General features: G+C 72.0%; 14 protein-coding genes. 2 read left to right on the top strand and 12 right to left on the bottom strand.

All coding sequences use genetic code 11. The annotated features are described in order from the left end of the window. Positions 1–70: 70 nt before the first annotated feature. Together AOM06_RS08310 and AOM06_RS08305 are read right to left on the bottom strand one after the other, a co-directional pair. Positions 71–1,375 carry an oligosaccharide flippase family protein gene (locus tag AOM06_RS08310; protein ID WP_156163646.1) on the bottom strand — a complete coding sequence of 435 codons (1,305 nt, stop codon included), beginning with the start codon at positions 1,373–1,375 and terminating at the stop codon, positions 71–73. A 115-nt stretch (positions 1,376–1,490) separates the two neighbouring features. Then, complete coding sequence (locus AOM06_RS08305; RefSeq protein WP_062304542.1) at positions 1,491–2,573, bottom strand: glycosyltransferase family 4 protein; 1,083 nt, start codon at positions 2,571–2,573, stop codon at positions 1,491–1,493. 67 nt (positions 2,574–2,640) lie between these two features. On the opposite strand from AOM06_RS08305, the gene AOM06_RS08300 reads away from it, so the two are divergent. After that, a complete protein-coding gene (locus AOM06_RS08300; protein WP_062304540.1) occupies positions 2,641–3,729 on the top strand; it encodes a polysaccharide pyruvyl transferase family protein in 1,089 nt (362 codons plus the stop codon). A gap of 104 nt (positions 3,730–3,833) precedes the next feature. Then, complete coding sequence (locus AOM06_RS15170; RefSeq protein WP_062304537.1) at positions 3,834–4,397, top strand: DapH/DapD/GlmU-related protein; 564 nt, start codon at positions 3,834–3,836, stop codon at positions 4,395–4,397. Positions 4,398–4,413: 16 nt separating this feature from the next. On the opposite strand, the gene AOM06_RS08290 is transcribed toward AOM06_RS15170, so the two are convergent. The 10 genes from AOM06_RS08290 to AOM06_RS08245 form a co-directional block, all read right to left on the bottom strand. Beyond that, complete coding sequence (locus tag AOM06_RS08290) at positions 4,414–4,920, bottom strand: hypothetical protein (protein WP_156163645.1); 507 nt, start codon at positions 4,918–4,920, stop codon at positions 4,414–4,416. Positions 4,921–5,010: 90 nt separating this feature from the next. Continuing rightward, complete coding sequence (locus tag AOM06_RS08285; protein ID WP_156163644.1) at positions 5,011–5,751, bottom strand: hypothetical protein; 741 nt, start codon at positions 5,749–5,751, stop codon at positions 5,011–5,013. Between the two features lie 141 nt (positions 5,752–5,892). Next, positions 5,893–6,438, bottom strand: a complete 546-nt coding sequence (locus tag AOM06_RS08280; RefSeq protein ID WP_062304531.1) for a hypothetical protein — start codon at positions 6,436–6,438, stop codon at positions 5,893–5,895. A 95-nt stretch (positions 6,439–6,533) separates the two neighbouring features. Further along, positions 6,534–7,007: a hypothetical protein gene (locus tag AOM06_RS08275; RefSeq protein ID WP_062304528.1), complete on the bottom strand. Its 474-nt coding sequence runs from the start codon at positions 7,005–7,007 to the stop codon at positions 6,534–6,536. A gap of 88 nt (positions 7,008–7,095) precedes the next feature. Beyond that, the gene (locus tag AOM06_RS08270; protein ID WP_156163643.1) at positions 7,096–7,974 is read right to left on the bottom strand and encodes a hypothetical protein; all 879 of its coding nucleotides are present in this window, start codon (positions 7,972–7,974) and stop codon (positions 7,096–7,098) included. 134 nt (positions 7,975–8,108) lie between these two features. After that, positions 8,109–8,408 (bottom strand): hypothetical protein, encoded by a 300-nt coding sequence (locus tag AOM06_RS08265; RefSeq protein WP_062304523.1) that lies wholly within the window; start codon positions 8,406–8,408, stop codon positions 8,109–8,111. Further along, complete coding sequence (locus AOM06_RS14755) at positions 8,405–9,799, bottom strand: arsenate reductase/protein-tyrosine-phosphatase family protein (protein WP_062304521.1); 1,395 nt, start codon at positions 9,797–9,799, stop codon at positions 8,405–8,407. Before AOM06_RS14755 ends, AOM06_RS08265 begins: the two co-directional genes overlap by 4 nt. Positions 9,800–9,803: 4 nt before the next feature. Next, positions 9,804–11,360, bottom strand: coding sequence for a tyrosine-protein kinase domain-containing protein (locus tag AOM06_RS08255; RefSeq protein WP_062304519.1), 1,557 nt, complete (start codon positions 11,358–11,360; stop codon positions 9,804–9,806). A 28-nt stretch (positions 11,361–11,388) separates the two neighbouring features. Further along, positions 11,389–11,685: a PqqD family protein gene (locus tag AOM06_RS08250; protein ID WP_062304515.1), complete on the bottom strand. Its 297-nt coding sequence runs from the start codon at positions 11,683–11,685 to the stop codon at positions 11,389–11,391. Next, a complete protein-coding gene (locus tag AOM06_RS08245; RefSeq protein WP_169747747.1) occupies positions 11,682–12,644 on the bottom strand; it encodes a nucleotidyltransferase family protein in 963 nt (320 codons plus the stop codon). The genes AOM06_RS08250 and AOM06_RS08245 overlap by 4 nt, the downstream gene beginning before the upstream one ends. Between the last annotated feature and the right edge of the window lie 152 nt (positions 12,645–12,796).

Genomic DNA, 12,796 nt, shown 5'->3' with positions numbered 1-12,796 from the left:
TGGTCGTGTACTCGCATGCTAATGACCGCCAGGGCGGCGCGAAAGGGGCGTCTCGCCGGCGGCTCCACCGTCACGGCTCGAGCTCGCGCAGGCCGACGAAGTACCGCAGCACCTGGCTCGCGAGCGGGACGAGCGCCATGGTCGCGTACATCGTCGCCGCGCCCACCGACGTGGTGATGTCCACCGTGAGCAGCGTGATCCCCGCCCACAGGAAGAACAGCGGCACGTAGGTCCACCCGTGTCGCGTCCAGCCCCGCGCATGGTTGATCGAGCCGAGGCCGTAGTTGGCGAGGCTCGTGAGCCCGAATCCTGTCGCGATGAGCACCAGCTCGATGTCGAGCCCCTCGTATCCGGGGCCGAGCAGGGACAGCGCGAGGTCGCTGAACCACCAGAGCATGAGCACGAACGCGATCACGCCGAACAGGTAGACGCTGATCACGATGCGCGCGGCCCGCGATGTCGCGGACCGGGTGGGAGCGCTGCGCGCCACGGCGGGCGCGACGATGCTGTCGGCGACCTGCTGGACCACCACGAAGACCATCGCGAACCGCGACAGCGCCGCGATCTCCGCGATCGCCGCGGTGTTGCCGGCCATGGTGAGCACGAGGTTCACCAGCTGCGGCGCGGCGACCGAGAGGAGGTTCTTCGGGACCGTGTGGGAGAGCGCGCTGCGGTACGGGGCCCCGGACGCGGTGTGCGGGAGGTCCGAATCGGGCTCGGGCTCCGTGAGGAGCGGGGCGGTGATGCGACGGGTAGCCCACAGCTGCGCGATCGAGACCCCAGCCTGGACCGCCAGGAACGCCGGCACCCATTCGACCGGAACGGCCCACAGCGCGACGAGCACCGCGAGGCGAGCCGCGGCGGCGACGAGCTGGATCACCTGGAGCGTGGTGGTCCTGTTCCACACCTGAAGCGAGACGAAGAGCAAGGTGGAGCGCGTGTCCGCGACGACCGCGACGGCGACGAGCGCCACGATGAGGAGCGCCTGGGCGCTGGGGCTGCCGTTCGAGAGCAGGAGAAACAGGGTCAGGGCCGCAAGCACGGGCAGAGAGAGCAGCACCATGATGCGACGCGCATGCATCGCGGCACGGAAGTGCGGCGCCATCGGGGTCCCGTCGAGCTGCACGCGACCGACCGCGGCGAGCAGCGTCGACCTGATGCCGGAGTCCGACATCACCGCTGCGGCGGCGACCGTCGAGATGGCGATGCCGTAGAGCGCGTACTCGGGCTTGTCGAGCACCCGGACCACGATCAGCCCGGACAGGAACGCGACCACCTGCGTGAGGATCGAGATCGACGCAAAGCTGAGCGTCCGCCGCGCGTGGTGGCGCGCGGCGCTCGCCGCGGCCCGCACCCCCGATGCACCACCAGCCATCCGCGCCTCCCCCTCATGAGCTCCGCGGTTGCATGCGGGGCGGCCCCCCACCCCTGGCGCGGGCCGACGGGGCCCGCATAGCGATCATGCCCTTATGCGGCGTTTGTGGGAAGGCCTAGGAGCCCGCGGGCACCTCGTAGCTCGCGAGCAGCGCACGCGCGTGGTCCTGCGCATCCGGCCAGGCCTCGATGTGGGCGCGCCCCGCGGCGCCCATGACGCGCGCTGTGCCCGGATCCGAGACCAGAGCGTCCACGGCGGCCGCGAGGGACTCCACGCTGCCCGCCTTCACGCCGATCCCGGTCTCGCCGTCCTTCAGCCAGTCCTTGACCCCGCCGGTGTGACTCGCGATCACCGGGCGGCCGGCCCAGCCCGCCTCGACCCCGACAAGCCCGAACGGCTCGGGCCAGCGGTTCGGCATCACGACCACGGTGGCGCGCGCATACTCCGCCCACAGCGCGTCGCCCGCGCGCCATCCCAGGAACTCGACGCGGCCGGGAGCCACCTTCTCGGCGAGCTCGCGCACCCGCTGCTCGTCGAAGCCGGCGCCGACGATGCGGAGACGCGCCTCACCCACCTCCGCCACCGCGCGGATGAGCACGTCCGCGCCCTTGGACGGCGCGAGCCGCCCGATGAACGTCACCATGCCCGGCTCCGCGGTCTCGAACCCCGGGTCGATCTCCACGCGGGGCGCAGGGCACGGCACGGTCTGGAGCCGCGCCTCGTCGACGCCCACCGCGAGCGCGAGGTCGGCGACGTAGCGCGAGTACACGACCACCGCATCGTGCTCGCTCATCGCCGAGGTCTCGCGCGAGGCCTCCTGGTAGTGGCGCGCGAGGTGGTCGATCCGCAGCGTGTGGGCGCAGCGCGGCCACTGGAGGACGCAACCGGGACCGTGGCCTCGCGTGCAGGGCTCTCCCTCGCCCAGGTAGCGCACCCGCGACGAGCAGCCGAAGTCGAAGTTGTGGAACGAGCGGACGTGGCGCGCGCCCCCGACGCGGCCTTCGAACCACGCGTCGTGGGCATGCACGATGTCGGGGTGGAACGCCGCCACGTCGGAGGCGTGGAGGTCGGCGGGGCCGGCCCCGGCAACCACCCGGACCTCATGGCCGAGCGCGCGCTGGGCCGCGGCGAGCTCCCGCACGTAGGTCTGGATTCCGCCGACGTCGTTGAAGTCGCCAAGGGCGTGGACGATCCTCATGTGGCTATCCTAGGCACGCGCCCCTCATCTACCTCGTGGTTCACACGAAGAATGGGAGCACGGCCCGATGATCACCCGATACGTCACCGGCCTCAATGACGATGCGGCACTTGCGCGGCATCGTCGCGCAGCCGGCCAGGCCTGGCCCCGACGCGTCGCGCTCGTATGCCCCGGCATCGAGGACAACCTCGGCGATCTCGCGATCCACGACGCGACGCGGGCGCTCGGTGAGGAGCTCGGCGTCTACCTCGACCGGGTCCCCTACCTGTCGCGCGAGCGCAGGCTCGCCCGCCTGGGCCTGAGCGCGCGGCGGTACTTCGACGGCGCGCTGCTGGGGGGCGGCACGCTGATCAACGGCTACTGGCTCGATCAGGTCGAGGCCTGGGGCGACATGGTGGAGCACGCCTGGACCTTCGGCACCGGGGTGGGCAGCAGCGGGTTCTCCCAGGGCCCCGGCTTCACGCTCGACCCGCGGTGGGTCGCGCTCCTCTCGCGCTTCGCTGCCGTCGGCGTGCGCGGCCCCATCTCCGCGCGGCGGCTCGAGGAGGCCGGCGTGCCCCGCGTCGAGGTGGTCGGCGACACGGCACTCGGCCTCGCCGCGACGTACGGTGCGGGGAACGGGACGGCGCGGGACCGCTTCCTGGTCAACGTCGCGGGGGCGCCCGAGGCCCGCCGCGACGAGGTCGAGACATCCATCGCCCTGACGGTGGCGGCGGCGCGCGAGCTCGCCTCCGCGGGGCTGCGGCCGCTCCCGGTCGCCTTCACCCCGTGGGACAGCGAGCCCACCGCGGAGGCGATCGCACGGCTCGGATACGACGAGCCCGTGCTCGCGCATGCGGACGTCCCCGCGCTCATGACGGCGTTGGGCACATGCGCCACCGGCATCGCAGTCAGGCTGCACGGTTCGATCCTCGCGGCGGCCGCCGGTGCGCCCGTGCTGCTCTTCGCGTATCGCGACAAGGCGTGGGACTACCTCGACTCGATCGACGCGCGCCGGCTGGGCCTCGACGACACCGTCACCCCCGACGGTGCGGCGGCGCGTGCCCGCGAGCTCGCTGCGGAGCTCGACCAGATGGGCGCGCACGTGCTCGAGCGCTCCCTCCACTGGGCGGGCATCCAGCGTGCGTACGCGCAACGTACCTGGGGCGCGGCCTGATCAGCCCCCTTCCCAGGGCGATCACCTGCGCGTAGGGTGCACCTCAGGCGCCGCATTCCGGATCTTCCGGACCGGCATCGCGATGAGGGGGGGCCATCGTGTCGATGGCGTTGCGGGTGCGCAGGAAGATCCAGTTCGAGGCATCGAGACTGCGGGCCGAGGTGATCCTCCGAGCCGCCGGCGTCACCTACGCGGGCCGCCCGACCATGGGGCCGATGCGCTCGGTCTTCCAGAACGAGGGAACCATCACCCTGGGCGAGGACGCGTGGTTCCTCAACCGCGAGGCGCGCTCGACGTTCGTGGTGATGCCGGGCGCTCACCTCGAGATCGGTCACCGGTTCTTCGCGAACGCAGGGGTGACCATCGGCTGCCACCAAGCGATCACCATCGGCGACCGGGTGCAGATCGGCCCCTACGCCGCCATCTTCGACACGGGCAACCATGAGCTGGTCGCGGGCGAGGGCATCAAGATCTCACCGGTGAGGATCGGCGACAACGTCTGGATCGGACGTAGCGCGTACATCATGCCCGGGGTGAGCATCGGCACCAACGCCATCATCGGCGCGGGGTCGGTGGTGACCAAGGACGTGGCGGCCAACACGGTGGTAGCCGGGGTCCCCGCCAAAGTCATCCGCGAGCTGCCAGAGTCGGCTCACGCCCGCGACTGAACCCGATCCGCGCTGACTACCAGGCGAGCCTGTCGACCACGATGGTGACCGGTTGCTGGCTCATGAGGTCGTCGGGCTTGTAGGTGACGCCGTCGACCGTGGCCGAGCCGGCGGTCACCAGGTAGGAAGCCGAGTGCGTGCCCGTCTTCGTCACCGACAGCGTGGTGCGGACCTGTGCGGTCGCGGATTGGCTCACGGCGGCCGTGCCGGTCGCCGAGCCCACCACCGCGCCGGTGGCGTCGCGCAGCGTGATGACCCACGTGGTGGGCACCACGAGCGTCGAGGGCCAGCCCTCCATGTACTTGACCGCGTACTGGAGCTGGAGGGTGAGCGCCGAGGGCGGCCCGTCCCATCCGGATCCGCCGCCGAAGTGGTGCTCGGTGAGCGCGGCGCCCGTGACCGGCGGGGTGGTGCCGCTGCTGCCGCCGGAGGCCGCTGCCGGCGGCGAGCTGGTGGCGACAAGAATCGCCGGGGTGGCCCAGGCCGCCCCGGCGATCACGCGCCTGCGAGAGATCTCCGTCACATAACAGAGTATGCGGCATGTTCGAGGGTGTTCATGACGTTCGCCCTCGTGCGCGCCGAACGCCCGGATTGCCCCAGACGGCGGACATGGTCAGGCCGCGCAGGCCACCTGCGTCACCACGGGCAGCGAGACCCAGATGTCGTCGCTCACGGGCTTGGTCTCGCCCGTCGCGACGGGCTCGATGGTGAACGTGAACGTGAGCACGGCCTGACCGCCGTTGCCGGTGACCTGCACCGTCCGCGCCTGGCTTCCCGGGGCCTGCATGGTGTACCCGTCCGCCGCCATCGTGGCATCGGAGGAGTTGCCGGCCGGGACCCCGCCCCAGCCGCCGAACGCGGCGCTGTGCGCGACCGACACCTTGGCCAGCGCCACCGATCCCGCCGCATCGTCCACCGAGACCACCATGCTCTGGCGGGAGGTCGAGGTGCCGTTGCCGTAGCCCACCTTCGAGGTGAAGGCCACGTTGTACACGGCCCCCCGCACCGCGGTGAACGCATACCGGGCGACCACCACGGCGGGCGTCGCAGCGGAGGCGTTGTCGTCCATCGACTTGAAGCCCTTGGCCGTGCCGACGTCGAACCAGTCGTTCGTGATGGTCGTGCTGTCGCCGGCGACGGCGGGCGTCCATCCGTTGGTGCCGTACTGGGCGTCGACGCTGCCGCTGGTGACCTCCCAGCCGAGCGCGCTCACGAGCGCGGTGGAGCCGTTGTCCGCCTCAGAGCAGGAGGCGCCGCCCGACGCGGCGGCCGGGGGCGAGCTGGTCGCGACCAGGATCGCCGGGGTCGCCCAGGCAGCCCCGACCACCACGCGTCGCCTTGAGATGTCCGTCACACGGCGACGTTACGGGCGAAGGTCCCGCCCCTTTTCCGGAATGTCGGACGATGCGAACCGGTGTGACGAAGGTCACAGGGACAGGCAAGGGCAAACCTCGCATTCGGCACACCGGCCGCCTGCCGCGGGCGGGGTCGCCGGTCAGTTGGTGAGCGTCACGGAGCCGCCGATGGAGACCGGGTTGTCGTTGACACTGCCGGAGAAGTTCCACGACACGGTGTGGTCGAGCGGGTCGGTGCTGTTCGAGTCGATGCCGTTGTTGAAGACCGCATTGATGGACACGGACAACGGATTGTCGCTCGAGATCGGCGGGCCGACGTAGGTGACCGAGACCCCGTCCACGCCGTTCGCCGGCGGCGTCGGGTCGACGACCCAGAAGCTCGAGTCGGACGGGGTGAGGATCACGTCGGTCAGCGTGGCGTCGTCGCGCGGGAGCGAGATGGTGACCGTGAACGGAGAGTCGATCGTGTAGCCCGGCGGGATGGTCGCCGGGAGAGAGATGCCCACGTCGATGTCCGCCACGTTGTTGCCGCCGGGGTTGACGTCGACGGTGATGTCCGGCGGATCGGGCGGAGAGGCGCTCGCCCACGCCGGGGCGGACGTCGCGATCACGATCGCGGGCGCCGCCCAGGCGGCGCCCTGAAGGACCCTGCGTCGATTGATCCCGTCGCTTCTCGGTTCGGCCATGGCATCCTCCTCGGTCAGGAGCGGAGCGGTCGCGTACGCATCAGGCTAAGCAGAGATTGTCGGGATTGCACGGATTGGCGCAACAACCGTGCGCCTCAGAGCTCTCCCGTGAAGGTCACCGACGCATCCTGGTCACCTACCGTCCCCGACAGGGTCGCGGTAAAGGGCGACCTGTTCTGGCCCTTGTTAAAGGCCACCAGGAACTGGTCGGAGTCCGAGATCGGGCCGGGCGCGACGAACACCACGTCCGAGTCGCCCGTCGCGCCCGGACTCCACGCGCTGCCACCCGTGCTCACCTCGACAGAGGCGTCGGGCGCGTTGGTGGGCTCCCAGTGGATGGTGAGCGTTGCGTTCTCGAGCACCACGCCCTCGGGCAGGTGGACGGTCACGCGGTAGAGGTCGTCGTTGCCGGACTCAAGGTTCTCGATGAACGACCCGTCGAGCGGGTTCTCCGGCGACGACGCCGCCGCCGGGGACGATGCGGCGATCAGGATCGCGGGCGCCGTCCAGGCGGCGCCGATCAGCGCGCCCCGGCGCGAGATCCCGCCGTCGCTCCGCCCTGCACCCATGCCGCACCTGCGCCTTCGGACATTCCGCACCTTCAGGATAGGTGCGGCGTCCGTCAGCGGCGAGGGCGGGACCCCTGCGCGGCGGAGGTCAGGCGAACGTGCCGGTGATGGTGCGCGTGCTCGCGGTGGCGGAGCCGGAGACCGTTCCGGTGACGACCAGCGTGTATGCGCCGCCGACCGTCGGCTTCTTGAAATTGAGGATGATGTCGCCCGAGACGGTCGTACCGGCGTTCGGGGTCGCCGAGGAGGTTCGCACGGTGCCCGCAGCATTGTTCGACCCGGCGACGGTCCACCCGGTGATGCCCATCTTGGCGGAGGAGCTGTTCGAGATGTCCCACGTCGCGACGATCTTGGCGCCCGTCAGCACGATGCCGGTCGGCAGCGAGAGCTTGAGCGCCCTGTCATAGCTCGGTTCGGCCACCACGGTCGAGGTGGCGGCGGTCGGCACAGGGTTCGCGGTGCCGGCGCGGGTCACGGTGCCGTTCCCCGTCACCGTCGAGCCGTTCGAGGTGGCGGAGGCCGCGAGCGCGGCGCTGAGCGGGTAGGGGTCCTCGCCCGCGGGCGCGAGGGTGAGCACGAAGTCGGAGGACGAGGTCGACGTCGCGATCGACGCCGCGTACGTGGCGGTGTAGATCACCGACGTGCCGCTGGTGGTGGGGCCGGTGAGGACCCAGCCGGAGCCCGAGGAGGACACGGGCGTCGCAGTCACCTGCGAGGCGGGAACGGTCACCGTCACCTGCGTGCCGGTGAGCGGCTCCGAGCCGGCGACACCGGAGTTGGTCACCACGAGCGTGAGCACGCTGTTGACGCCGCTCGCGACGAAGCTCGAGCTCGCAAGCGAGACCGCACCGGGCGTCTGCGACGCCGCGGCCGGCGGCGAGGCCGTCGCGATGAGGACGGCGGGCGTGGCCCACGCGGCCCCCTGGACGATGCGACGGCGCGACACACCGCTCTCAGCAATGCTCATCATGAACCCCTCAGCTCATATGCGCCGGGCCCTCCCCCAGCGCTGGACCAGGGTACGGCCGCTCGAGGATCCGCGTAAAGCGACACGAGCCCGGATCCGCCTTCATACCGGGGCGAACCGGGGCAAGTCCTGTATCAGTCGAGCGCGATGACGCCTCGCTGCAGCAGGGCCGCGAGGAAGTCCCGCACCGCCGCCCCGGGGTCCTGGCCCGGCGGCGCGCCGAAGACCTCGGCCAGGTGCGCCCCGAGCGCCGCGACGGAGATCCCGTCCCGTGCCGCGAGCACCAGCTCGGTCGCCACCGGGGACAGCAGCGACACCTCGTTGCCCGCGAGCACGAGCATCTGGCCGTCCCGCTCGATCGCGTCGTCCCACACGGACCTCACGCGCGCATCGTCCGCGAGCGCGGCCGCCTCGGGCACCTCTGCCGGGCTCATGCGGCCTCCCCGAACAGTCGGGGCATGAGCGGGATCACGTCCCTGGCCTCGCGGTACCGCAGGCGAGAGACTCCCCCCACGGACTCGACCAGGTCCGCGAGCGTGTGGAGCTTGCGGGGCAGTCGCGCGAGGAAGGAGATCTGCTCGGCCAGGTGGGCGAGGCCCTCGAGGAGCGGCAGCTCCTCGAGCACGGGCCGGTCGGCGTAGACGTCGCGCTCGATCAGCACCAGGCGGGCGAGCCGCAGCGGCGCGCCCGGCACGGGCACCAGGTCGAGCGACTCGGGTCCCCACTCCTCCTTGAGGCCGCCCACCCTCCGCTCGAGGATCGACAGCGGCTTCGGGTACGGGAGGACGCCGCGGTCGGGGTCGACCGCCAGGGTCTCGTCGGTCACGTAGCCGTAGTGCGCGCCGAGCGTGCGCGCGAGCGTGGTCTTGCCCGTGCCGGAGGGCGCGATGAACCCGACCACCTCGCCCGTGGGCGCCGCGATCCCCGCGGCGTGCAGCATCACCATCCCGCCCACGCGCTGCTCGATCGCGCGCACCGTGATGGCGCTCGTGAGGAAGTGGATCGCGTGCGCGGGGTCGCTGTACGCGAGCCCGCCGCGCGAGCGCGCCTGAGCGATCACCTCGGCATCGGGGTCCACCGTCACCTCGATCGCGGACTCCACCGGCGCATCGTCCACCCCCGGCACCAGGCAGCGGCTCCACATGCGCCGCGCCGCGGCGGCCACGGGCGCCACCCCTGAGCCCGCGAAGTCCACCGCGAGGCGGACGCCGAAGGCGTCGAGCCGCATCGCGTCGGCGCTCGGCTCCGGGTGGGACGATGCGGGCAGCAGCGCCGCCCACACGGCGGCCATCCACGCGCACGCGGCGTCGATGCGGTCGCCCAGCTCGTGGACATGCTCCTCGAGGGCGTCGAGAGGCGGGAGCTCGAAGTCGAGCGGGATGGCCGCGGCGGCGTCGCGGCGGCGGCTGAGCAGCGCCGGGTGCTCGGCGAGCGGTGCGGCGCGCACCGCGCCGTCGTAGAGGTAGGCGAGCTCCGAGAGGGTGAAGGCGCGGCGGGCCACATACGGGTAACGCCCCACGAGCGCCTCCCATTCGGCCTTGGTGCCCGTGACGATGAGGTCCGCGGCGTCGACGATCACCGCGCTGAGCGACCGCGTGCGGAAGCCGGCCGGGTTGGCGCCCTTCCTCTCGATCTCGGCGCGCGCGAGGTCGAGCATCGGCTCGCCGTCCGCGGCGTCGAGCCCCGCGCTGGTGACGCGGATCTCCTCCGCGCTCACGCCGTGGCTCGCGAGGTGACGGCGGAGCATGCGCTCCCCCGCCGCGGAGCGGCCCGCGTTGTCGGAGTCGACGATGAGCACGCGCAGGCGTGCCGGCACCTCTCGCATCGCGTCAGGCCTCGCCGGGCGTGCGCGCCCCCGACTCCCCGCTGACCACGTGGTCCCAGTCGAGGATGCCCTCAGGGCGACCCTCGCGTCGCTGGTCGGACGGCCGGCCCGGCGAGGCGTGCTTGGGCCCGCCCCCGGCGGTCGCGCGCGGCGCCGCCACGGACTCCGCCGGGGTCGCCTTCGCCTCGCCGTGACCCTGCTTGTGCTGGTACTCGTACGCATAGGCGTAGCGGTCCTTGTGCGCGCCACGACGCGGCACCGAGTTGAGGATCACGCCGAGCGCGCGCCCCTTGACCTTGTCCAGGTTCTGGAAGGCACGGTCGAGCACATCGATGGTGGTCTTGCCCGACCGGGCGACCACGAGCGCGCCGTCGGTGCGCGCCGTCAGCACCGCGGCATCGGTCACCGGGATGAGCGGCGGGGTGTCGATGATCACCATCGCGTGCTCGGGGAAGCCGTAGAGCAGGGTCTTCATCGCATCGGACGCGAGCAGCTCGGACGGGTTGGGCGGGATCACGCCCGACGCGAGCACGAACAGGTGGCCCGTGTCGCCGTAGGCCTGCAGCACGTCGCGGGTCGAGGCCCGGCCCACGAGGACGTCGGTGAGGCCCGCGCCCTCGACCAGGCCCAGCTTCTTGGCGATGACCGGCCGCCGCAGGTCGGCGTCGACGAGCACCACGTCGTGGCCCGAGTCGGCGATCGCCTCGGCGAGCGTGATCGCCGCGGTGGACTTGCCGTCGCCGGGCAGCGCGGAGGTGACCACGATGACGCGCGGCGGGTTGTCGACGTCCATGAACTGGAGGTTGGTGCGCAGCTGACGCACAGCCTCCTTCATGGCGAAGTCGCTCGAGTCGACCTTCATGGCCGAGCGCGCGAAGGACGGGTCGAAGGGCAGCGCGCCCACCACGGGCACGTCGAACTCGCGCTCCACGTCCTCCGTCTTGCGCAGGCGCCGGTCGAGCGCGGCCTTCACGAGCGCGTAGCCGATGCCGAGCGCGAGGCCCACGAGCACGCCGAGCACCACCGCGAGCTTGACGTTCGGGGAGGTCGGGGCGGACGGCAGCACCGCGCTGTCGAGGGTCTGGAGGCTCACCACCGAGGTGACCTCGCCGTCCGCGGAGCCCTCGTTCTCGAGGTCCGACACCACGGCGGTCATGCCGGCGATCCAGGCCTCGGCGAGGTCGCGCGCGGCCTCCGGCGTCGGCCCGTTCGCGGCGACGCGCAGGACCGCGGTGTCCACGGGGTTGGTGACGGACACGCGGGAGACCAGCGCATCGGCGCTCGCCGAGAGGCCCAGCTCGTCCGCGGCGTGCTCCGCGACCTTGCGGGACTTCGCGATGTCCAGGTAGCTCTTCACGCGGGACTTCGCGTAGTTGTCGCCCACGAGCGCGCTGCCGAGGTCCTGGCTCGCGCCCGTCGTGATGATGGCGGAGCCGGTGGCCGTGTAGACCTTCGGCTGCGTGAGGGTCCACCCGAACGCGAGCAGCCCGCCGAGCATGGTGACCACGACGATCACGATCCAATGCGCGCGGAACACCCGCAGGTAGTCCTGGAGCTCCATGGATCCCTCTTTCCTGTCCCTCGTCTCGTCAGTTTAGGGGCGCGATCCTCTCCACCAGGCCCAGCTCGGTCAACTGCGCCACGAACGATGCGACCGCCTCCGCGATCTCGCCGGCCTCGCCGCCATGCGCCGCGACGAGCTCCCCCGCCACGTCGTCGACGCTGCGGGTGCCGTCGATGCGCGTCCAGATCTCGAAGGCCGTGCCCTCGAACAGGTACGGGGACTGCTGCTGCTCGACGCGCGGCAGGTTGAGCACCACGGCGCGGTCGTCATGCAGGACCTCGGCGATCCCGGGCACCCGACGCAGGGACGATGCGGGGGTCATGTCCCGCCTCCCCCGTCGGGGCGGGTGAGGGTCCGGTCCGTCTCGCCCCGGCGCGCCCGGGCCAGCGAGGACAGCACCCCCGGGGCAGCGCGCAGCCCTCGACCCCACCGGGCGAGGCGTGCCCGCACGAGCGCGACGCGGCCCGGCGGGATCTCCGGGTGGTCGCGGCGCAGGTCCTCCGCGGATCGCCAGAACGCGTTCCAGATCAGGCGCGGACGGCGCCGCAGCGGCGAGCTCACGATGATCTGCCAGTGCTGGACCGTGGAGGATCCTTGCGCGCCCGTGCGCACCCGCCACGCGTCGAGCTCGGGGTCGACGCGCGCGGGGGTGGACGGTGGGAGCACGACGAACCGCTCGAGCACCGGCCTCGCGGTGTCCTGGCACCCGGTCAGGGATGCCAGGCTCGCGAGGTCCTCGCGCTCGGCCTCGTCGAGCGACGGCAGGACCATGTCCAGCAGCATCCGGACCTCGGCGGCATGCCGCGACGTCTGGGCCGGCGTGCGCAGGCTGTGCAGCGCCGCGATGAGGATCGCGCCGGTCCGGTCGGGGATGGAGACCTCGACACCGGCCAGGGCGATCGGGACGCGGCGCTCCCACAGCGCCTCGAACACGTCCGCAGGATCCTGCAGGAATCCCGGGAAGCGCACGTGCACGTCGATGTCGCACGGCCAGGCGTCATGGATGAGCGTGACGGAGTGCGTCGCGAACAGGTGGGCGAGGTCGGAGTGCTCGCGCTCGTGCCAGCCGGCCGCGGCGAGGCCCTCGAGCATCGACGCGAGATCGCCGGGCGCCACCATCGCGTCCGCGTCGGCGCTCACGCGCGCGGGCCGCAGTCCGTGATGGGCGGCGCCGGGGCCCTTGAGGAACAGCACGCGGATGCCGCGCGCACGCCCCACGCCGTCCACGAGGGCGTGGGCGAGCTCCACCGCATCCGCCGCGGTCAGCGCGCTGGGCTCCACGCGCGCCACACTATCGCCCGCGCGCCCGCTCGCCCGGGGGCGCGAGCGGCCCGCCAGGTAGAGTGCGAGCACATGTGATCGCACCCGGGGGTGAGGATGGCAGGTCGGCTCGCGCACCGCATCGCACCGCCCCGCATCGTCCCCGGCAGCCG

It is taken from the genome of Demequina subtropica (genome assembly GCF_000971235.1).
GTDB lineage: Bacteria > Actinomycetota > Actinomycetes > Actinomycetales > Demequinaceae > Demequina > Demequina subtropica.
The sequence above is the reverse complement of the archived record's forward strand: the minus strand, read 5'-3'. Positions and strand labels throughout refer to the sequence as shown.